The organism is Pseudoalteromonas sp. AWM4_233 (genome assembly GCF_056158285.1).
Genome location: NZ_JBSWSZ010000001.1, coordinates 1555983 through 1577463, shown reverse-complemented (window position 1 = coordinate 1577463; position 21481 = coordinate 1555983). Strand labels below are relative to the sequence as shown.

23 protein-coding genes are annotated in these 21481 nt (G+C 40.3%); 18 read left to right on the top strand and 5 right to left on the bottom strand.

What is annotated here, in order from left to right:
• Positions 1 to 18 precede the first annotated feature (18 nt).
• Positions 19 to 471, bottom strand: a complete 453-nt coding sequence (locus tag ACXAC4_RS07035) for a hypothetical protein (protein ID WP_475160168.1) — start codon at positions 469 to 471, stop codon at positions 19 to 21.
• 306 nt (positions 472 to 777) lie between these two features.
• Between ACXAC4_RS07035 and ccoN the strand changes: the two genes are divergently transcribed.
• The 11 genes from ccoN (at position 778) to ttcA (ending at position 10618) form a co-directional block, all read left to right on the top strand.
• A complete protein-coding gene (gene ccoN / locus ACXAC4_RS07030) occupies positions 778 to 2211 on the top strand; it encodes a cytochrome-c oxidase, cbb3-type subunit I (protein ID WP_058029593.1) in 1434 nt (477 codons plus the stop codon).
• 14 nt (positions 2212 to 2225) lie between these two features.
• On the top strand, positions 2226 to 2846 hold the full coding sequence (gene ccoO, locus ACXAC4_RS07025) for a cytochrome-c oxidase, cbb3-type subunit II (RefSeq protein ID WP_058029592.1): 621 nt from the start codon (positions 2226 to 2228) through the stop codon (positions 2844 to 2846).
• Between the two features lie 6 nt (positions 2847 to 2852).
• Positions 2853 to 3038, top strand: coding sequence for a cbb3-type cytochrome oxidase subunit 3 (locus ACXAC4_RS07020; RefSeq protein WP_058029591.1), 186 nt, complete (start codon positions 2853 to 2855; stop codon positions 3036 to 3038).
• A complete protein-coding gene (gene ccoP, locus ACXAC4_RS07015) occupies positions 3035 to 4000 on the top strand; it encodes a cytochrome-c oxidase, cbb3-type subunit III (RefSeq protein WP_475160164.1) in 966 nt (321 codons plus the stop codon). The genes ACXAC4_RS07020 and ccoP overlap by 4 nt, the downstream gene beginning before the upstream one ends.
• Before the next feature lie 115 nt (positions 4001 to 4115).
• Positions 4116 to 4619: a FixH family protein gene (locus ACXAC4_RS07010; protein WP_475160162.1), complete on the top strand. Its 504-nt coding sequence runs from the start codon at positions 4116 to 4118 to the stop codon at positions 4617 to 4619.
• A 5-nt stretch (positions 4620 to 4624) separates the two neighbouring features.
• A complete protein-coding gene (locus ACXAC4_RS07005; RefSeq protein WP_475160161.1) occupies positions 4625 to 7000 on the top strand; it encodes a heavy metal translocating P-type ATPase in 2376 nt (791 codons plus the stop codon).
• Positions 6997 to 7173: a cbb3-type cytochrome oxidase assembly protein CcoS gene (ccoS, locus tag ACXAC4_RS07000; protein ID WP_130254465.1), complete on the top strand. Its 177-nt coding sequence runs from the start codon at positions 6997 to 6999 to the stop codon at positions 7171 to 7173. The genes ACXAC4_RS07005 and ccoS overlap by 4 nt, the downstream gene beginning before the upstream one ends.
• Complete coding sequence (locus ACXAC4_RS06995) at positions 7160 to 7831, top strand: sulfite exporter TauE/SafE family protein (RefSeq protein WP_475160160.1); 672 nt, start codon at positions 7160 to 7162, stop codon at positions 7829 to 7831. The genes ccoS and ACXAC4_RS06995 overlap by 14 nt, the downstream gene beginning before the upstream one ends.
• A 34-nt stretch (positions 7832 to 7865) precedes the next feature.
• Positions 7866 to 8600, top strand: coding sequence for an FNR family transcription factor (locus tag ACXAC4_RS06990; RefSeq protein ID WP_475160158.1), 735 nt, complete (start codon positions 7866 to 7868; stop codon positions 8598 to 8600).
• Positions 8601 to 8691: 91 nt separating this feature from the next.
• Positions 8692 to 9615: a universal stress protein UspE gene (gene uspE / locus ACXAC4_RS06985; protein WP_475160157.1), complete on the top strand. Its 924-nt coding sequence runs from the start codon at positions 8692 to 8694 to the stop codon at positions 9613 to 9615.
• A 91-nt stretch (positions 9616 to 9706) separates the two neighbouring features.
• Positions 9707 to 10618 (top strand): tRNA 2-thiocytidine(32) synthetase TtcA, encoded by a 912-nt coding sequence (gene ttcA, locus ACXAC4_RS06980; RefSeq protein ID WP_475160156.1) that lies wholly within the window; start codon positions 9707 to 9709, stop codon positions 10616 to 10618.
• A 211-nt stretch (positions 10619 to 10829) separates the two neighbouring features.
• Here ttcA and aspS read toward each other — a convergent pair whose 3' ends face one another.
• Positions 10830 to 12611, bottom strand: a complete 1782-nt coding sequence (aspS, locus tag ACXAC4_RS06975; RefSeq protein WP_475160154.1) for an aspartate--tRNA ligase — start codon at positions 12609 to 12611, stop codon at positions 10830 to 10832.
• Between the two features lie 188 nt (positions 12612 to 12799).
• On the opposite strand from aspS, the gene ACXAC4_RS06970 reads away from it, so the two are divergent.
• Positions 12800 to 13648, top strand: a complete 849-nt coding sequence (locus tag ACXAC4_RS06970; RefSeq protein WP_475164072.1) for a DUF72 domain-containing protein — start codon at positions 12800 to 12802, stop codon at positions 13646 to 13648.
• 31 nt (positions 13649 to 13679) lie between these two features.
• Positions 13680 to 14189 (top strand): M48 metallopeptidase family protein, encoded by a 510-nt coding sequence (locus ACXAC4_RS06965; protein ID WP_475160153.1) that lies wholly within the window; start codon positions 13680 to 13682, stop codon positions 14187 to 14189.
• 49 nt (positions 14190 to 14238) lie between these two features.
• Here ACXAC4_RS06965 and ACXAC4_RS06960 read toward each other — a convergent pair whose 3' ends face one another.
• Positions 14239 to 14943 (bottom strand): DUF3334 family protein, encoded by a 705-nt coding sequence (locus ACXAC4_RS06960; protein ID WP_475160152.1) that lies wholly within the window; start codon positions 14941 to 14943, stop codon positions 14239 to 14241.
• Positions 14944 to 15533: 590 nt separating this feature from the next.
• Here ACXAC4_RS06960 and cmoA point away from each other — a divergent pair.
• The 5 genes from cmoA (at position 15534) to ACXAC4_RS06935 (ending at position 19808) form a co-directional block, all read left to right on the top strand.
• Positions 15534 to 16259: a carboxy-S-adenosyl-L-methionine synthase CmoA gene (gene cmoA / locus ACXAC4_RS06955; protein WP_138482976.1), complete on the top strand. Its 726-nt coding sequence runs from the start codon at positions 15534 to 15536 to the stop codon at positions 16257 to 16259.
• A 10-nt stretch (positions 16260 to 16269) separates the two neighbouring features.
• Complete coding sequence (gene cmoB, locus ACXAC4_RS06950) at positions 16270 to 17238, top strand: tRNA 5-methoxyuridine(34)/uridine 5-oxyacetic acid(34) synthase CmoB (RefSeq protein WP_475160151.1); 969 nt, start codon at positions 16270 to 16272, stop codon at positions 17236 to 17238.
• A gap of 173 nt (positions 17239 to 17411) precedes the next feature.
• Positions 17412 to 18464: a phosphoribosylformylglycinamidine cyclo-ligase gene (purM, locus tag ACXAC4_RS06945; protein ID WP_058029576.1), complete on the top strand. Its 1053-nt coding sequence runs from the start codon at positions 17412 to 17414 to the stop codon at positions 18462 to 18464.
• Positions 18464 to 19111, top strand: coding sequence for a phosphoribosylglycinamide formyltransferase (gene purN / locus ACXAC4_RS06940; RefSeq protein ID WP_475160149.1), 648 nt, complete (start codon positions 18464 to 18466; stop codon positions 19109 to 19111). The genes purM and purN overlap by 1 nt, the downstream gene beginning before the upstream one ends.
• Entirely contained in the window at positions 19056 to 19808 is a 753-nt protein-coding gene (locus ACXAC4_RS06935; protein ID WP_475160148.1) for a DUF3108 domain-containing protein, read from the top strand. The genes purN and ACXAC4_RS06935 overlap by 56 nt, the downstream gene beginning before the upstream one ends.
• A 68-nt stretch (positions 19809 to 19876) precedes the next feature.
• Here the strand turns inward: ACXAC4_RS06935 and ACXAC4_RS06930 are convergent, their stop codons facing one another.
• Both ACXAC4_RS06930 and ACXAC4_RS06925 read right to left on the bottom strand, forming a co-directional pair.
• On the bottom strand, positions 19877 to 20641 hold the full coding sequence (locus tag ACXAC4_RS06930; RefSeq protein ID WP_349286090.1) for a class II glutamine amidotransferase: 765 nt from the start codon (positions 20639 to 20641) through the stop codon (positions 19877 to 19879).
• Positions 20642 to 20890: 249 nt separating this feature from the next.
• Positions 20891 to 21382 (bottom strand): hypothetical protein, encoded by a 492-nt coding sequence (locus ACXAC4_RS06925; protein ID WP_475160147.1) that lies wholly within the window; start codon positions 21380 to 21382, stop codon positions 20891 to 20893.
• Between the last annotated feature and the right edge of the window lie 99 nt (positions 21383 to 21481).

Genomic DNA, 21481 nt, shown 5'->3' with positions numbered 1-21481 from the left:
ATTATACTGCTTAAATGCTCAAATCATTGGTAATGTTAGGCTAATTTGCTTTACAACGTCATCAATCGAATAATCAATAACGATTTGCCAGAGCATATCGTCAGTGTCACATGCGCCAACAATACCTTGTGCTATGTATGTATCTTCATTTAATTGTGAAAAGAATAGTGGGATATAGCCCATATTCATTGACTTACCGTCAATTTTGGCACTTTTAATCTCAAAGGGCCCATCCTGTTCTACTTGAAGACGAATTAAAAACTCAGATTCTGCTTGTAACTTTAAATTATCATCGACCCAAAGCATGACCCCATCCGCTAAATGACAGGTTGAAACGTCGACGCAGTTTTCAGGAGGAAGATAACTTTCACTTTTTTCTGAACTTTCATGTATAATTGTATCTGAGTCTGAACAAGCGATTGCTAACAGGCTCGAAACCAATATAAAGAAGTGATGAAAAGTCTTTGTCATACTAGTTTTAGGTTGGATTTTAAAAGGCAAGTCTAAGCTTTTCTAAAATTGAACGCTACTAGAAGCCGTCATTATTTGCGATAACTGCAAAAAATTGATTGATGTCATGATTTCACTTCTTTTAGGTATCTTTTTTTTTGCAAAAAAATTACTATTACCATGCAAAAAAAAGGGTTTCTCAAGCTTGTTTTTTAAGCGTTTTTATCAAATTTCAAACGTTTTTATGACGAGTTTGTGAAATAAATAATAGGGCCTGCTTGCAGGTAATTCATTTCTAATCGCAACAATTGCAGCGGAATCCAGAAAATGAGCCAATCAGTAGCATCACAATCTGAGTACAACTACACGGTTGTACGCCAATTCGCTATCATGACAGTGATTTGGGGCATTGTTGGTATGGGTGTAGGTGTGCTTATTGCAGCACAGCTTGCTTGGCCAGCTTTGAACTTTGACACTCCATGGTTAACGTACTCTCGACTTCGTCCGTTACATACGAACGCTGTTATCTTCGCATTTGGTACTAGTGCGCTATTTGCAACATCTTATTATGTTGTACAACGTACCTGTCAAACGCGTCTTTTCTCTGACAAACTAGCCGCTTTCACCTTCTGGGGTTGGCAAGCTATCATCTTAGCTGCAGCTATCACTCTTCCTCTTGGTTATACAAGTGGTAAAGAATATGCTGAGCTTGAGTGGCCAATCGATATCGCTATCGCGGTAGTTTGGGTAAGCTATGCAGTCGTATTCTTCGGTACTCTTATTAAGCGTAAAGTATCTCACATCTACGTAGCTAACTGGTTCTACGCTGGTTTCATCATTACTGTTGCTGTTCTTCACATCGTTAACAGCATGGCAGTTCCTGTATCTCTAGGTAAATCTTATTCAATTTACGCAGGTGCAGTAGATGCAATGGTTCAGTGGTGGTACGGTCACAACGCAGTAGGTTTCCTACTTACAGCTGGTTTCTTAGGTATGATGTACTACTTCGTACCAAAACAAGCAGGTCGTCCTGTTTACTCTTACCGTTTATCAGTAGTTCACTTCTGGGCGCTTGTTTCTCTTTATATTTGGGCGGGTCCTCACCACCTACATTACACAGCATTACCTGACTGGACTCAGTCTTTAGGTATGGTTATGTCTGTAATCCTATTCGTTCCATCTTGGGGTGGTATGATCAACGGTATCATGACGCTATCTGGCGCATGGCACAAACTACGTACTGATCCTGTTCTTCGTTTCTTAGTTGTTTCACTGTCTTTCTACGGTATGTCAACGTTCGAAGGCCCAATGATGGCTATCAAGTCTGTTAATGCATTATCACACTACACAGACTGGACAGTTGGTCACGTACACTCAGGTGCGCTTGGTTGGGTTGCTATGATTTCTATCGGTGCAATTTATCACCTAATCCCTGCACTATTTGGTCACGGTAACATGTACAGCGTTAAGCTAGTTAACACGCATTTCTGGTTACACACTGTGGGTGTAGTTCTTTACATCGTAGCAATGTGGATCTCAGGTGTAATGCAAGGCCTAATGTGGCGTGCGGTTAACTCTGACGGTACGTTAATGTATAGCTTCGTGCAATCTCTAGAAGCATCTAAGCCTTTCTACATCATGCGATTTATTGGTGGTGTATTCATCGTAGCGGGTATGTTAGTTATGGCATATAACGTTTACCGTACAGTTGCAGCGAAGAGCGGTTCTTTAACTGCTGACGCTAATACTCAAATGGCTTAAGTGGGGTGTAATGTATGAGCAATAATAACTCTACCAACAAACATGAGATTGTCGAAAAGAACGTTGGCCTTATGGCTATCCTAACTGTTTTCGCAATCAGCTTTGGTGCACTTGTAGAAATTACACCACTGATGTTCCAAGACGATACGACTAAACCTGTTGATGGCCTCCGCCCTCTTACAGCTTTAGAAATGGAAGGTCGTGATATTTATGTGCGTGAAGGTTGTTACAACTGTCACTCACAAATGATCCGTCCATTCCGTGACGAAGTTGAGCGTTATGGTCACTACTCTGTAGCTGGTGAATCTGTTTGGGATCACCCGTTCCAGTGGGGTTCTAAGCGTACTGGTCCTGACCTTGCTCGCGTTGGTGAGCGTTACTCTGATGACTGGCACTATGCACACTTAATGGACCCGCGTTCAGTGGTTCCTGAGTCAAACATGCCAGCTTATCCTTGGTTAGATGAAAATGTACTAGATGGTAAAGACACAGCTAAGAAGCTTGAAGTGTTCAAAGGGTTTGGCGTGCCATACACCGATGAAGACATTGCAGGCGCGGCAGAAGCGGTTAAAGGCAAAACAGAAATGCAAGCCCTTATTGCTTACTTGCAGCAACTTGGCACTCACTTGAAGTAATTTATTATGGATTACGGCACATACAGAGGCATTTTGACTCTGGTAATTTTGGTACTATTTGTTGTGATTGTTGTGTGGGCGTATAGCAAGCGTACAAAGAATCGTTTCGACGATGCAGCTAATGCCATCTTTGAAGATGAAAAGAAGCACAACAACACAATCTCTAATGAGGAAAAGGAGTCTGAAAAATGACTAGCTTTTGGAGTATTTGGGTCATCGTATTGACCGTAGCGTGTCTAGCTCTAATCTTCGGCTTACTTCTATGGAACCTGAAAAACTATACAGGTGTTAAAGAAGGCGAAAGCTGTGGCCATGAGTTCGACGGTATTGAAGAATTAAATAACCCACTACCTAAGTGGTGGACTTACCTATTCTTCGCAACTTTTGTTTGGTCAGTTTACTACTTAGCTATGTATCCTGGTCTAGGTAACTTTCAAGGTTTCCTAAAATGGACAAGTTCTAACCAAGGCGTAACTTCAATGGAAGAGTCTAAAAAGGCGATTGAAGAAGCTAAAGCCAATGGTGAATGGGTTCAGTTAGACCAAGAGTATGTTGCAGCTGATGAGCGTTTTGGTCCTATTTTCCAAGCGTTTGCAAAGCAAGACATTGAAACACTTGCAACGAACGAAGAAGCACTTGAGATTGGTCAACGTTTATATGCGCAAAACTGTTCTCAGTGTCACGGCTCTGATGCACGTGGTGGTATGGGCTTCCCTAACCTAACTGACAACGATTGGCTATACGGCGGCAACCCTGATCAAATCAAAGCAACACTTCTTCACGGTCGTGTAGCTGCGATGCCTGGTTGGGAAGGTGCACTTGGTGAGCAAGGCATTAAAGAAATGACAGCTTACGTATTAAGCCTTTCGGGTCGTAAAGTAAATGCAAAAGACGCTCAAGCAGGTCAAGCTAAGTTTGCAATGTGTGCAGCGTGTCACGGTATGGACGGTAAAGGTTCTGTTGCTAACAACAATCCTTTCGGTGCGCCTAACCTAACTGACAATATCTGGCTATATGGTGGTTCTCAACGTGCAGTTGAAGAAACATTAATCAATGGCCGTGCTGGTGTAATGCCTGCTTGGAAAGATATTCTTGGTGAAGACAAAGTTCACTTACTTACAGCATATGTATATAGCTTATCTCAGAATAAATAAGCGAATCGCTAAGATTATTTGAGATCAAAAAAGCCTCCATTTGGAGGCTTTTTTTTAGGTTTTTATAGGCAAATAAGATACTATATCAGCACTGTTTTTTAGCTATGAGTACACTATGAAACCTACCCCTTGGTATAAGCATTTTTGGCCTTGGTTCTTAATGTTCTTCCCTGTTGCAACCATCGTTGCATGTATTGGTCTAGTTGTATTTGCGGTTGGTAATGGCCCAGATATGGTGGTAGATGATTATTATAAAAAAGGTAAAGCAATTGACCTTGAATTAAGTAAATTCAACAAAGCAAAAGCCTTATATCTTCATGGTGATTTAAACGTCGAACGTGATTTCGTCGAATTTAAATTTACCAAAGGTGATTTTAGTAAAGTTACTGCTCTCAAAGCATCTTTTTATCACCGTACAATTAAAAAACATGATTTCGAAGTTAACCTCCTTGCCAATGCAAACGGTAGTTTCACCGCTATTCTTGAAGATATCCAATTAGGCGCTTACACCATATTTATTGAGCCTATGGACGGCAGTTGGAAAATGAAAGAAGATCTACTTATTCCAACGACAGAAACCATTGAAGTATCACCTGAATACAATAAATCACTGAAGTAATTTCTATGTCTAATTCTTGTTTTCATTGCTTAGAACCAATTCCTGCTGGTTTTGATGACCATATTGAGTTTGAAGGCAATAATGAAGCAGTATGCTGTATAGGCTGTAAGGCGGTCGCCGAGACCATTATTAACCAAGGTATGACCGACTATTATAAGTTCAGAACCGATAGTGCTGGCAAGGTTGAAACCTTAGTTCCTGAACAGCTCAACTTTATAAAAAGCTATGATAATCAAGAAATTCAAGATGATTTTGTCACACATCAAGGTGACTTATCTGAGGTGCTATTAAGTGTTGAAGGGATCAGTTGCGCAGCGTGTGCATGGCTAATAGAAAAACAACTTTTAGCGCTGCCTGGCGTTGCTCGTGTTGACGTGAATACATCGACTTACCGAGCAATGATTTTATGGAATAAAGACAAAATATTGCTCAGTGAAATCATCAAATCATTAATGGAAATAGGCTATAAAGCTTACCCTTTCCAAGCTGATGATGAAGCAGCGCAAAAACAAGCCACTGCAAAAGCGTACATTAGAAGGCTAGGTGTTGCAGGCCTTATGACAATGCAGGTCATGATGTTCGCTTTTGCGATGTACTTTGGCATGTTTTCAGGCATGGAAGAAGACTTCGAACAATATTTCAGGTGGATCAGTCTTGTTCTGGCTACCCCTGTGATCCTCTACTCAGCTCTCCCCTTCTTAACCAATGCAGTCAATGGCCTAAAAGCTAAACAGTTAAACATGGATCTGCCTGTCTCACTGGCAATATTTGGTGCTTATGGTGCCAGTGCTTACGCAACTGTCATGGAAGTGGGTGAAGTTTACTTCGAATCTATTTGTATGTTTACCTTTTTGCTCTTACTGGGCAAATACCTTGAGTTTAGAGCCAGACTTAAAGCTTCTGAATTCACTGCAAACCTGCAAAAACTATTACCTTTAACAGCCAGAAAACTGTTGGACGATGGCACTGAAGACGTTGTCGCTGCTCGTAATCTAAAATTAAATGACAGAGTACTCATTAAGGCCGGTGAGACCATTGCTGCAGATGGTATTGTCATCGATGGCAGCAGTACAGTTGATGAGTCTATGATGACCGGTGAGCATCTACCTGTTAAAAAACAAGTAAACAACCAAGTATTTGCGGGTACAGTCAACCACGATGGTCTAATGACAATCGAAATCAATAAAATTGGCCAAAATACGCTGCTGAACCAAATCATTCGCCTGCAGCATAATGCATTAAGCAAAAGACCAAAGTTGGTTGAAGTAACAGACAAAGTAGCCCAATGGTTTGTTGCGTGTTTACTCGTATTTGCTTCAATGACCGCGATTGGCTGGTATCAGATTGATCCTGAACAAGCTTTTTGGGTGACAATCGCCGTGCTTGTTGCCACTTGTCCTTGCGCACTCAGTTTGGCTATTCCTACCGCATTAACTTGTGCTGTTGCCACGTTGACCAAAAAAGGCATATTAATCAAAGAAGCCCATGTGCTCGAAACGCTGACAAAATTAACTCGTGTCGCATTCGATAAAACAGGCACTTTGACCGAAGGTAAGTTTTCAATCGCAAAAACAGCACTGTTTTCATCTGAATTCACAGAAGAAAAAGTTCTCGCCCTAAGTGCTAGCTTAGAAAAATATTCTGAGCACCCTATTGCCGCTGCCTTTTTAGAACATGCTTCTGAATATCACGAGCTTAACGACGTGACTGTTCATCCTGGTATAGGGATCAGTGCTAAACTTGGTACAGACGAACTTTCACTCGGCAAAACTGGTTGGTTTGGAGTAAGAGACAGCCAAGCTCAGGCTACCTTATTTATCAATCAACAACCAATTGCTGATTTTTATCTCACTGATAAAGTCAGAAGTAATGCTTCAAGTGTTATCGAGCACCTAAAAGGCTCTGGTTTAACTTGTCATATGTTAACAGGCGATAGCTCGAACGCTGGTGAGACCTTATCAAAACAACTTAATTTAGATAGTTTTCAATCAAACTGCTCACCAGAAGAGAAACAAAAAGCCGTTGAGTCTTGGTCAAAAAACAATGAAGTAGTGGCCATGATCGGCGATGGAGTTAATGACAGTCCGGTGTTTAATAGTGCGCATTTATCAGTTGCTATGGAAACAGGCGCTGACATATCAAAAAATACCGCTGATGTCGTGTTACTGAAAAGTGATTTAAACTCAATAAACACATTGAGAGAAGTCGCAATTACCACTCGTCGTATAGTTAAGCAAAACCTCGCTATTTCACTGTGTTATAACGGTTCAATCTTACCGCTTGCTGCATTTGGATTAATTCCACCTTGGATTGCTGTAATAGGCATGACAACAAGTTCGATTGTAGTGATCTGTAACTCTCTAAGGTTATTAAAACTATGAGTATCATATATATCTTAATCCCAATTGCGATTCTGTTTGTGATCATCGCAATTGGCATTTTCTTCTGGGCTGTGAGAAGCGAACAGTTTTCAGATCTTAATAAGCAAGGCCACAGTATTTTATTCGAAGACGACAAAGACAAGCATACTAAAAGTAGTAATGAACGAGATTAGTTTATTCAGTGCATTTATTATGGGTCTAGTTGGAAGCGGCCACTGCATTGTCATGTGTGGTGGTGTAGCTTCTAGTCTGCAGCTTGCAAGTAGAAACCTATCGGCTATCAAAGTCAGTCTTGCTTATAATTTTGGTCGTCTAGCAAGTTACTGTATTGCCGGCATGCTGGTCGCAACCCTAGGCGCGAGTTTTGCCAAGCAAAATACCCACTTCGCCCTAGGCGTTAAAATTTTTAGTGGGATATTTATGATCTTACTTGCGCTTTACGTTATGCGCCTAGCTAACACACTCAAATTTGTCGAAAGCATGGGTAAAACCCTACTCTGGCAACACATCGTCAAATTCAATAAGTTTTTCTTGCCAGTTGATAATTTAAAAAAGGCATTTGGTTATGGCATGTTATGGGGGTGGCTACCCTGTGGCTTGGTGTATTCAGCTTTAATTTGGACTTTACAAGCAAAGTCAGCATTACATGGCGCAAGTATTATGATGGCATTCGCCTTGGGTACTTTACCAGCTATGCTAACCATTGGGCAATCAGCCCAACATCTTAGCCGCTTTTTAAATCACAATCTGGTAAGATTAGCGCTAGGCAGTATTTTTGTATGGTATGGATTCTATCTACTAATCATTGCAACTGATAAATTAGTACATTAATCTATGTCATGCGTCTAATTTTAATGGATTTATTATGGATTTAAGCAATCAAAACCGTTCTAAAGGTAACTGTACTATCAGTTGTAATAACTGCAGTATCAGTCAGTTATGCTTACCATTCTCTCTGAATGGTAGTGAAATGGACAAACTAGATGAAATCATTGAGCGTAAAAAGCCGCTTCACAAAGGTGACTTTCTCTTCGAATCGGGTAATGCGCTAAACTCTATCTTCGCTGTAAGATCTGGTTCGTTTAAATCCTACACACTTTCTGAGCAAGGTGATGAACAAATCACAGGATTCCATTTAGCAGGTGATCTAGTTGGATTCGACGCCATTAACAAGATGCAGCATCAAAGCTTTGCGCAAGCACTTGAGACATCAATGGTCTGTGAAATACCATTTGATACGCTAGATGAGTTAGCTGGCAAATTACCCAAACTTCGTCAACAAATCATGCGTCTGATGAGTAATGAGATCAATTACGATCAAGAAATGCTATTACTGTTAAACAAAAAAACGGCTGAAGAGCGCTTGGCAACTTTCATTTATAATTTATCTAATCGTTTTGGCGAGCGTGGCTTTTCTCGAAAAGAATTTCGATTCACCATGACACGCGGTGAAATTGGTAATTACTTAGGCCTAACGGTTGAAACCATAAGCCGCCTTTTAAGTCGTTTCCAAAAAGCTGAAATTATTAAAGTTGAAGGTAAATTTATTACCATTTTAGACATATCAGGTTTGGCTAAAACGGCTGCAATTAGTTGTTGATCTAGTACAACTTTTAAAGCCTTTATACTTTCACCTTTGGCTAGATGCGTTACACTAAAAGTGTACAATTTAGCCAAGAAAGGTGAACTCCATGGACCAAATTAAACACATATTAGCAGTTGTAGACCCAACCAAAGAACAACAACATAGTTTGCAACGCGCGGTCAGTTTAGCAAAAAAAACTGGCGCCAAGATCACCGCTTTCCTCTCCATTTACGACTTTTCCTATGAAATGACTACTATGCTATCTAAAGAAGAGCGTGATGCTATGCGAGACGCTGTAGTTAAAGACAGAGAAGCATGGCTAGATGAGTTAACGGCTTCATTTTTAGATATAGAGATAAGCAAAAAAGTCGTTTGGCATAACCGTCCTTTCGAGGCCATTATAAAAACTGTTATTAACAGTGATTTCGACTTAGTCGTAAAAAGTACCCACCAGCATGACACCTTGAAATCTGTTATTTTTACGCCCACAGACTGGCATCTTATTCGTAAATGCCCAACTCCTGTGCTGCTCGTTAAAGATCATGCTTGGCCAGAGCAAGGACATGTGCTTGCTGCCGTGAATGCAGCTTCTGATAATGAACAGCATCAAGCGCTTAACGATCGAATTATTAGTGATGCTAAGTTCATTTGTAATATTGCTGATGCGAAGCTCAGTATTGTTAATACTTACCCTGCTACACCTGTGAATATTGCTATTGAGATCCCCGAATTTAATCCATCTCAATATAATGAGGCTGTAAAAAAACATCATGAAGATGAAACTTATGTTTTGGCTGAAAAGTTTTCTTTAGAACGCGGTCAATGCGTTATCAAAGAAGGTTTGCCTGAAGATGTAATTCCATATGTCGCGAAAGAGTTTAAATCAGAACTAGTTGTGATTGGTACTGTTGGCAGAACTGGCCTAAGTGCAGCATTAGTCGGGAATACAGCAGAGCACGTTATCGATAGCTTAGATTGCGATGTTTTAGCCCTCAAACCTGATGGATATAAAAGCCCATTAGAAGATTAATTATACTGTGCCAAACCACCTTAGACGTGCAATTTAAGGTGGTTTGGGTATAATGCGCCCTTATTTTTCCGTCATTTAAATAGGGGGCCGAGTGTCTCACTCAAAAGAAGCCAAAACCGCTTATAACCTGAATAAACTTCAAAAGCGTCTGCGTCGATTAGCTGGTCAAGCTATTGGTGATTTCAACATGATCGAAGAAGGCGATCGTGTCATGGTTTGCCTTTCTGGCGGTAAAGATAGCTACACCCTGTTAGATGTGCTTCAGCACCTTCAACGCGTTGCCCCTATTAAATTTGACGTGTTTGCAATCAACCTTGATCAAAAGCAGCCGGGCTTCCCAGAGCATATTTTGCCTGAATATTTAGATGGTCTAGGCATTGAATATAAGATCGTTGAAGAAGACACTTATAGCATAGTAAAAGATAAGATCCCTGAGGGTAAAACAACTTGCTCACTGTGCTCACGTCTTCGCCGCGGTATTTTGTACCGTACAGCAAAAGAAATGGGCGCGACTAAAATTGCTCTTGGTCATCACCGCGATGACATGATCGAAACCATGTTTTTAAACATGTTCTACGGCGGTAAGTTAAAAGGCATGCCAGCTAAGCTCATGAGTGATGACGGCCAGCATATGGTGATCCGCCCTCTAGCTTACTGTAAAGAAGCTGATATTGAACAGTACGCAACAGCACAAGCGTTCCCGATTATTCCTTGTAACTTGTGTGGCTCTCAAGAAAATCTTCAGCGCAAACACGTTAAAGCCATGTTACATGAGTGGAATAAATCAAACCCAGGTCGTATTGAGAGTATCTTCACTGCGATGCAAAACGTCGTACCTTCGCATTTAGCAGATGGTGAGTTGTTTGATTTTAAAAACCTGCAAACAGGTGAAGTGATTGACGGCGGTGATATTGCCCTTGATAAACCTGAGTTTAAAGAACCTGCAGTCGAACAGGAAGAAGAAGATAACTCAGTAAAAGTCCAACCAATCGAGTTGGTTTAAGCTTTTTAATACAGCCGCTAATTCAATTAGTGGCTGTATAAGTCGTAAATCATAAATCACAGCTACAACTCTTCACGTAATTACTACTCATCTAAACTCATAATTTAAAGAATTTGTTAGAAGAACTAGTCAAAATTAGTTTTAAACCTATTCAAAAATCTCAGGTACAAAAAAAGCGGCCAATTGGCCGCTCTCTTGGTTAAAAAAATGATTAAGCGTCGTTTTGTTCTTCTTGTGCCTTTTCAACTGAAATTGCAAGTTCAGTTAATGCATCTGGGTTTGCAACACTTGGTGCATTTGTCATTAAACAAGATGCCTGCGTTGTTTTCGGGAATGCAATCACGTCACGAATGTTATCTGTTCCGCAAAGCAACATAACCAAACGGTCAAGACCGAATGCAAGACCTGCATGTGGTGGTGTACCGTACTTAAGTGCATCAAGTAAGAAACCAAACTTATCTTCTTGCTCTTGCTCTTCAATACCTAGAATGCGGAATGCAGCTTGTTGCATATCGTTATTGTGAATACGAACAGAACCGCCACCTACTTCATAGCCATTCAGTACCATGTCGTATGCATCGCTGATAGCCGCCGCTGGGTTAGCTTCAAGTTCTGCTGCAGAGATATCTTTTGGCGCAGTAAATGGGTGGTGTACTGCATGTAGGTTTCCTTCATCGTCTTCTTCGAACATCGGGAAGTCCACAACCCATAATGGTGCCCATTTATTTAGGTCTGTAAGTTCAAGGTCTAAACCCACTTTCAGACGTAACGCGCCCATCGCTTCGTTTACAACATTGCGCTTATCAGCACCAAATAGGATGATGTCACCCGTTTGTGCATTTGTGCGATCAAGCAGTGAATTAATGACTTCTTCATTTAAGAATTTAGCAATTGGAGATTGAACGCCTTCAACACCTGCATCACGGTCATTGACTTTCATCCAAGCTAGACCTTTCGCACCGTAAATACCTACAAACTTTGTATATTCATCAATTTGCTTACGAGAAAGCTTTGCACCACCTGGTACTGTTAATACTGCAACACGACCTTTTTCATCGTTTGCAGGTGCAGCTAATACTTTGAACTCTACATCTTTAACAATGTCAGCAACATCAACAAGCTCTAACGGGTTACGTAGATCTGGCTTGTCTGAACCAAAACGACTCATTGCTTCGCTGTAAGGCATTGTAGGGAAAGTTCCTAAATCTACGTCTAGAAGCTCTTGCCACATTTCACGAATTAAACGCTCGGTGACTTCACGAACTTGATCAGACGTCATGAATGACGTTTCTAAATCGATTTGTGTGAATTCAGGCTGACGATCAGCACGTAAGTCTTCATCACGGAAACACTTAACGATTTGATAGTAACGATCGAAACCAGACATCATCAATAGTTGCTTGAATAGCTGAGGAGACTGAGGTAACGCATAAAAACTGCCTTTGTGCACACGACTCGGTACTAAATAGTCACGGGCACCTTCTGGCGTTGCTTTAGTAAGCACTGGCGTTTCGATGTCTAAGAAGTCATTTGTGTCTAAGAAACGACGCACAAAACTGCTTGCTTTAGCACGAAGCTTAATTCTGTCTGACATTTCAAGGCGACGAAGATCTAAATAGCGATACTTTAAACGACGCTCTTCAGAGTTTTGCTGGTTAAAGTCTAGTGGTAATGGCTCAGAACGGTTAATAACCGTTAAACCAGTGCCTAAAATCTCAACTTCACCCGTTGCCATATCTTTGTTAATTTGGCTTTCAGGACGCGCACGAACAGTACCCGTTACTTTTACACAGAACTCTTGACGTAACGTATTCGCCACATCCATCAGACCTTCAACTTCAGGGTCAAATACCACCTGAACTAACCCTTCACGGTCACGTAAGTCGATGAAAATTAGACCACCTAAGTCACGACGTTTGTTGATCCAACCACATAGTTCTACTTCTTGACCAACATGGCTGCTGTTTAAATTTCCGCAGTATATAGAGCGCATAGCATTCCTGTTTGTTCAGCAAGCTTAGTGCTGAACTTCGTTTAATGAAAAAATTGCTCCAATTATATAAAAATCGTCGTTAATGTCATCCTTGAAGTGCCGAGCTTTCGCATTAGTTTGTAAATTTTCCAACTAATGCACCTATTTGCTACACTCTCGTGCTCAGATTAAGTCATTTATTCAAAAATATGCTTTATTTAGGTTGTCCACAATGGAGTAGCACTCACTGGAAAGGTCGTTTTTTTTCGTCTAACTGTGCGCCAAGCAATATGCTCTCAGAATATGGCCAAATTTTTAACACCGTTGAAGGTAACACCAGTTTTTATGCAGACCCCAAACCTGACACTATAAAAAAATGGTATCAGGCGGTGCCCGAGGATTTTAAATTTACCTTTAAGATACCGAGGCGCTTTAGCCATGACATGGCGTTAAAACATTGCCAAGATGACTTAAAAGCTTGGCTTGATTTGTTTAGCCCACTTTTTCCTAAAATCGGGCAAGTAATGCTGCAGCTTCCCAAGTCATGTTCGCCCGAATATTTGCATCGCATTGAAAAATTCTGTGCTTTATTACCAGAGGAGCTTAATCTTGGCGTTGAAGTAAGGCATTTAGGCTTTTTTGATAAAGGCAACAATGAACGCAGTTATAACCAATTCTTAATGAAACATAATTACAACCGCATCATGATGGATACACGCCCTCTTTTTAGTGAAATGCCAAACACCGAAGCCATCATTGATGCTCAGGCTAAAAAGCCTAAAGTACCACTTCACGTCATAGCCACCAGCAATGCGCCTATCATCAGGTATGTCGGAACATCAAACCTTGAAGACAATAGAGCTTTTTACAAACCTTGGTTAAATAAAATTCGTTTGTGGCTTGAAGAAGGCAAAACCCCCTATGTGTTTTTCCATACCGCCGATAACTATGACTCACCACTTCTAGCAAGACAGTTTATTGCTGATTTAGGTCTTGAGCATACTGTCAGTTTGCCATTTCCTGCTGAAAAAGAAGCAAAGCAAAACTCATTGTTTTAGAATTGAATCAAATTAGAATAGAGAACAAATCGTGCCTCACCCTTATACACACTATTTCAGTCATTACCCTGAAAATATTCAAGCGCAAGTTAATATGCTTATCAGCAGTAATAAGCTACTTTCGTTTTTCAAAAACAAATACCCTGTCGGTCATAGTCTGAAAAACGATAAATTACTTTTTGAATTCACGAATGAACTCAAGCAACGATATTTAAAGAATGCCCCTAAGTTACAGCAAGTACAGTATAAGAAGCAGAAAGATTTAGTAAAAAATGCACTGGGCACACATACCTTTAAGCGACAACAGCACGGTGGCAAGTTAAAAGCCAAGCATGAAATCGCCATTGCTGAGCAACTTCGTTTAGCACCTGAGCCACTGCTAAAAGCTTTAGTCGTCCATGAATTAGCACACTTCAAAGAGAAAGATCACAATAAAAGTTTTTACAACCTGTGTTGCCATATGGAGCCTGAATATCATCAGCTAGAACTTGAGCTGAGGTTATTTTTAGTGCTTCAACAAGAACAACTCAGTTTTTATTAGCACAAAAAAAGCAGGCGAAGCCTGCTTTTCTATTCAATGTCTAAATTGCTTATAAACCTAACTCAGCTAAGAAGTCATCATCAGCATCATCGCTTACATCATTGTTGGCTGCTGCTTTTGTTTTAGAAGTATCTTGCTTCGCTTTATTTACTTTAGCTTGACTTTCAATAATTGAATCTGGGTCTACAGATTCAGCAATGTCAAAATCATGCAGTTTAATAAATTCAGTCTTGTCCATCGCTAGTTCAAGATAGAAGATATTCTGATTTTGTGTCGTAAATGTAACACGACGCGCTTGAGGGCGATCCATCGTCGTATCAACAGAGATTTGTACCTGCTTGTTAATCGCCATCATCTTCGGCTGATTCTGCGTTATAGATGTGTGCAGTTGTTCACGAACCTTACCAGTGAAATCACCGACCATTTGATTCATTAACTCACCTAATACGTTTGATACGTCATCCGACAAATGACTCTGCGCTATTTCCTCTTCCGGCATACCCATGTTATGCATGTAATCTTGATAAATTTCCATTGCAGCTTGTTGCGTGAAATTCATCACAACCAGTCCTGTAAAACCACCGTCAAACAATACAAAACAACCAATATCAGGTCGCATACAAGTACGCGTTATTTTTTGCACCATTGCTGAATATGAAATTTGATTGCCACTTGCTGAGGATAAAACTTCGGTCACCGAGTGGCACAGGGTTGATAAAATATCTTCTGTGCTAATCACTTTGTTTCTCGCCATTTTCTTCTCTTTCTTATCTAACCGAACTTACAGATAAGATATGTGACAAGTTAATAACTTACAACAATAATGTAGCGAATAAAGTCATTCGTTACACTAATAGAACAATTATTAAACTAGCTTAGGCTCTGAAACTATTTAATAGTGACTAAAACCTACATATCTGAAAATTCTGTTAGCGTTTATTTGTATCTTGTCTTGTTTAGTCGTGAAATTCTCGCAAGTGGCCAAGTCATTACCAAACAAACCACCATCACGCCAATACTTTCAGTTTTATCTAATGCGATTGAATAATAGGTACATCCTATAATTGTAACTATAATTAAAAGCCAAAGAGCTATGTAAAGAGATCGAAATTTGTGAAAAAAATCGCATAGTTTTAAAAACAACATGCTGAGTTCCTTGCATCGAATTACATGACTAGATAATAGTCCACTTCAGTGGATTAATAATTGATCACATCGACATTTTAAGCAAATTTTTAATAAAACATTTCAATTTTTTAACCTGTTTACTCTTACGCAATTAACCCCTGACTAATTTTTCAAAAATGCTAAAATACCCACATTATTTTTAAAGAGAGATACACAGTGACTGGCAAAGACAGCATTTACGCCAATCAAATTGAAGTGAAAGACTTTACTTTCGATGCCAATGTCGTCGAAGTTTTTCCTGATATGATCCAACGCTCCGTGCCAGGTTATGCAACAATCGTCAGCACCATGGGCAAACTTGCAGGTCAGTTTGCACAAAGTAATTCTAATTTATACGATTTGGGTTGCTCTTTGGGTGCGGTTACTTTAAGTATGCGTCGCAATATCGAGAAAGAAAACTGTACTATAATCGCCATTGATAACTCTGAACCTATGGTAGAGCGCTGCAAACTTCATCTAAAAGGCTTTAAATCTGATGTGCCTGTTGAAGTAAACTTAGCCGATATCAATGATGTTAATCTTGAAAATGCCAGCGTTGTTGCTATGAACTTTACCTTACAGTTTATCCCACCTGAGCAGCGTAGAGCATTACTAGAGAAGATATACAACAGCCTTAAGCCTGGTGGTGTACTTCTTCTTAGCGAGAAATTTCGCGGAGAAAATGAACAGGCAGATAATTTACTCATTGACTTGCACCACGACTTTAAACGTCATAACGGCTATTCAGAATTAGAAATAAGTCAAAAACGTACGGCTATCGAAAATGTAATGCGCACTGATTTATTGAGCACTCATCTGACGCGCTTATCTGATATTGGCTTCAGTCAAACTCAAGTTTGGTATCAATGCTTCAACTTCTGCTCAATGGTTGCGATTAAATAACGGAATTAAAATGAATACTTGGTTTACAGATTTTTATGCGGCCATTGCTAAAGGGCCACTTAGTCACTGGTTAGATACACTTCCGGCGCAATTAACACATTGGCAAAAAGAAGCCCAACATGGTGATTGGCCGAAATGGGAGAAGGTTCTTAAGAACCTACCAGAATCAAACACGCAGCATATTAATATCAAAGATAAAGTGCAGTTTGGTTTAGAAACAGAGCTATCTGAAGGTCACACAAAGCAGCTTACCCACTTACTAAAGCGCATGATGCCTTGGCGGAAAGGCCCTTTTCATATCCATGGCATTCACATTGATACTGAGTGGCGCAGTGATTGGAAATGGGATCGTTTAGTTGAGCACATCAGTCCTCTTCATGGACGCACTGTTTTAGATATCGGCTGTGGCTCAGGTTATCATTTATGGCGTATGAAGGGTGCAGGTGCAGAGTTTGTCGTTGGTATTGACCCATCAGATTTGTTTTTATCACAGTTTCAAGCTATCAAACATTTTAACCAAGATGAAAACGTACACCTTTTACCGCTCGGCGTTGAGCAATTACCTGAGCTGAAGGCATTTGATACGGTTTTTTCTATGGGTGTTTTATACCACAGACGCTCTCCGATTGATTTTCTGACGCAGTTGAAAGCCCAATTACGCAAAGGCGGCGAACTTGTATTAGAAACACTGGTGGTTGAAGGTGATGTTCATACTGTATTAGTACCAACAGATCGCTATGCGAAAATGCGTAACGTTTGGTTTATTCCAAGCACAGCTGCCTTAACCCTATGGCTTGAGCGAGTCGGTTTCAAAAATATTCGTGTAGTCAACGAAGATGTAACGTCTTTAGATGAGCAAAGACGTACTGAGTGGATGGAGACAGAATCTTTGGCTGATTTCCTTGACCCGAACGACCCAACTAAAACAATCGAAGGTTATCCTGCCCCACTTCGCGCGATAATCATCGCCGAAGCTTAATATTCAATATTAAGTACATATTGCTTTAAAAATACGCAGCATAATTAGCTGCGTATTTTATTTGTGAAGGATATCTGTCCTTACCACTTAGATTCAACTAGCCCCACCTAAGCAATTGTTGTAAAATACGCGCGTTTCTAAGCAACCCCTATTAGCAAATTTGAGGAAAACCTGTGAGCGAGAATAAACAGTCTCTTAGCTACAAAGACGCTGGCGTTGATATTGATGCGGGTAACGCACTAGTTGAGCGCATTAAAGGCGTAGTGAAAAAAACTCGTCGCCCAGAAGTTATGGGTGGCATCGGTGGTTTTGGTGCACTATGCGAACTTCCAACTGGTTATAAAGAGCCTGTATTAGTTGCTGGCACAGATGGTGTTGGTACAAAACTTCGCCTTGCTATCGATCTTAAAAAGCACGACACAGTAGGTATCGACCTAGTTGCAATGTGTGTAAACGACCTTATCGTTCAAGGTGCTGAGCCACTATTTTTCCTTGACTACTATGCGACAGGCAAACTAGACGTTGACGTTGCTGCTGACGTAGTAACTGGCATTGGTAAAGGCTGTGAGCTTTCTGGTTGTGCACTTATCGGTGGTGAAACTGCTGAAATGCCGGGTATGTACGAAGGCGATGACTACGACATGGCTGGCTTCTGTACTGGTGTTGTAGAAAAATCAAAAATCATCGACGGCACTAAAGTTGCTGCGGGTGATCAGCTAATCGCACTTGCTTCAAGCGGCCCTCACTCAAACGGTTACTCGCTTATTCGTAAAGTACTAGAAGTATCAGGCGCTGATACAAATTCAGAATTCGAAGGCAAAACATTAGGTGAACACCTAATGGAACCTACGCGTATCTACGTTAAGTCTATCCTAGAGCTATTAAAAGACGTAGATGTACATGCGCTTTCTCACATCACTGGTGGTGGTTTCTGGGAAAACATTCCTCGCGTATTACCTGAATCAGCAAAAGCAGTTGTTAAAGGTGATAGCTGGCAATGGCCTGCAGTGTTCAACTGGCTACAAGAAAACGGTAACATTGAAACACACGAAATGTACCGCACATTCAACTGTGGTGTTGGTATGATCTTAGTTGTTCCTGCAGACAAACTGGAGCAGAGCCTTGAGATCTTAAAAGCACAAGGTGAAGACGCGTGGCACATTGGTGAAATTCAAACTGCAGCAGCAGGTGAAGAACAAGTAGAAATCATTGGTGGTGCTGAGTAATGTCAGCATCGCGTATTGTTGTATTGATTTCAGGCAGTGGGTCTAACCTGCAAGCCATTATGGATGCTTGCCAAAGTAAGCAAATTAGTGGTGACGTTGTGTCTGTTATCAGCAATAAGGCCGATGCTTACGGCCTAACACGCGCAGAGAACGCAGGCATTGAAACCTGTGTTCTTAGCCATAAAGATTTCGCATCACGCGAAGACTATGATGCACAACTTGCACAATTAATTGACTCTTTTGACCCAGATCTAGTTGTATTAGCCGGATTTATGCGTATTCTTACCCCTAGCTTAGTGCAAAAATTTAAAGGAAAAATGTTGAACATTCATCCTTCTTTGTTGCCTAAGTATCAAGGGCTGAATACCCACCAAAGAGCAATAGATGCAAAAGATGACGTGCATGGCGTAAGTGTCCACTTTGTAACAGAAGAATTAGACGGTGGACCTGTTGTTTTACAAGCTAAAGTCGCAATTTTAGCAGATGATACGGCAGAGTCACTTGCCCAGCGGGTTCACGAACAAGAACATATAATCTATCCTTTGGCGGTCCAATGGTTCAGCGAACAGAGACTAACAATGGAAGCAGACTATGCCGTTTTTGACAATCAACCCCTTCCACCGCAAGGCGCGCACTACCCAGAATAAAAATATTAGCGCTTGGTTTATTGCACTAAGCGCTATTTTCTCAACATCGGTTTTTGCCGATCCGCTTACTCCCTATCGCGCAGAATATGAAGTTAGCCGTAAAGGTTCAGTTCAAGGCAGCGCACTTCGTGAATTAACAAAAAATGCTGACAATACTTATATACTGACTTATCAGAGTGATATTGAGTGGATGATTTTCTCTGATGAACGAAACGAACGCGCAAAGTTCAAAATGAGTGAAAATCAGGCAATCCCACTTGAATACGCAATGTCGCGAAAAGGTACTGGGCCAGATAAACAATACAACCTAGTATTTGACCAGAATAAGAAGCAAATCTTTTCAAGCAAAAAGAAACATCCGCTAAAAATTGATTGGAAAGCAGATCAAAAAGATTTACTCACTTATCAATTTCAATTGCGACAAGATTTAAAAGCCGGAAAAACTTCATTTAGTTATCCGATCATAGATAAAAATGGCAATCAGCGTAATTATGATTTTGAAGTTGATGGAAAAGAAACCATCACACTGCCTATTGGTAATATTGAAACAATCAGAGTTAAACGTCTGTATGATAATAACAAAAGACAAGCAACAGCTTGGTTTGCCCCAGAATATGATTACTTACTTGTAAAAATGTATAAGGGTAAAGAAGGAATTGAACAATTCCAAGTCCAGCTAAAACAGTATGACAAATAGAATGACTCGCGGAGATAACAAAAAGCCAAGCATTCGCTTGGCTTTCTTGCTTTTAACACTGTAAAGAGCTAGATTTTTTCGCCTAACTTAAACAACGCAAATTCGCCAGGTTCCATCTTTTGCCATTGCTCATCGTTAGTCAGTGGCCGAGTTGCAATCACAGTAACCACATCGTTTGGTGTCGTCTCTTGTTGAAAATCAACAACCATATCTGCATCAATTAAAGTCGCTTTACCAAATGGTGCTCTGCGAGTGATCCAATGTAAATTATTTGTACAGAATGCCAAGACAAACACACCATCTGTCAGTAGCATGTTGAAGACGCCCTTCTCTCTTAATTCGTTAGCGAGCTTGGCAGCATAGCGAAACACAGAAGCCATATTAGAAGGTCGCTTTGGATACTTCTCACGGATTTTGTCTAAGATCCAACAAAACGCCAGCTCACTGTCAGTATTGCCTACAGGTTTGTAGAATTCTGGTTTTAAATCTTGGTAATTCGAAAGTTGGCCATTGTGTGCATACGTAATCTCGCGACCCCAAAGCTCGCGCGTAAACGGGTGTGTATTCTCTAAACACGTACGACCACGATTGCCTTGGCGAATATGACTGATCACCGAAACACTTTTAATCGGGTAAGCTTTCACTAGTTTCGCTATTTCAGATGTGCAACTTGGCTCTGGATCTTTAAAAGTACGGCAGCCTTTACCCTCGTAAAATGTAATACCCCAACCATCTTTATGAGGACCGGTATTTCCACCTCGCTCTAAGAGACCTGAAAAACTAAAACAAATGTCCGTAGGTACGTTAGCAGACATACCCAAAAGTTCACACATGTATATAAAACCTTTTTAAATCAATTTAAAGCGATAAAGAAAGCACTTGCTGGTCACACATTGATATTTAAGTGATGTGGGAGTTTCACTATTCTTTTCGCTTTAACAAAATAGAACCAGGCGTATTATGACAGCATTCGAAAAGGGTTAACAACAGGAAAGTAATGGTTTAAGTAACCAATTCATCACTTATATAAAAAAGCGCTTAATAGCAGTGATGGCCTAAATTAACAATAACTTTTAAATTCGTTAATTACTATAAAAAGAAAGATACCAACCGTTTGCTAGAGGTTCATCAAATCGAACGAGCCCTTTTTCAGGTAAGCGTTCAAGGGTGAAACCCTGTTCGCTGGGTGTATTAGGGTTTTCAACGTTATATTTATAATCATATGAAACACCAGAGCCTGCAAAACCGGCCACATATTGCTGTATACTTAGCGTGCAATTGACATTTTCACCTTTTTTAAAACCAATAGAAGTTACGCCTATTTTAGATAACCTTTCATCTAAATACTGAATCGTAGGTACATTTTCTCGTTTTGGTACACTCATGCTATAAGCAAAACTGCCATCGAAGTATCTAAATGGCTGTGCCACTTTACCCATCTCGCAAACAAAGCTTTGAAGTTCTGAAAATGTGCGCTTATTTTGTTCAAAGTTCATTTTCATTTCTTGAAAGCTAGGTGGCTTTTCACACCCAAGAGTTATAAAGCTTAGTAGTAAAATGAATAATCTTTTCATTAATCTTTAGTTCCTTCATGAAATGTAGCGTTATGATATTAATATCATTACTAAATATAACGTTATATTTACAGCTGTTCACATATAAAAAAGCCCCGT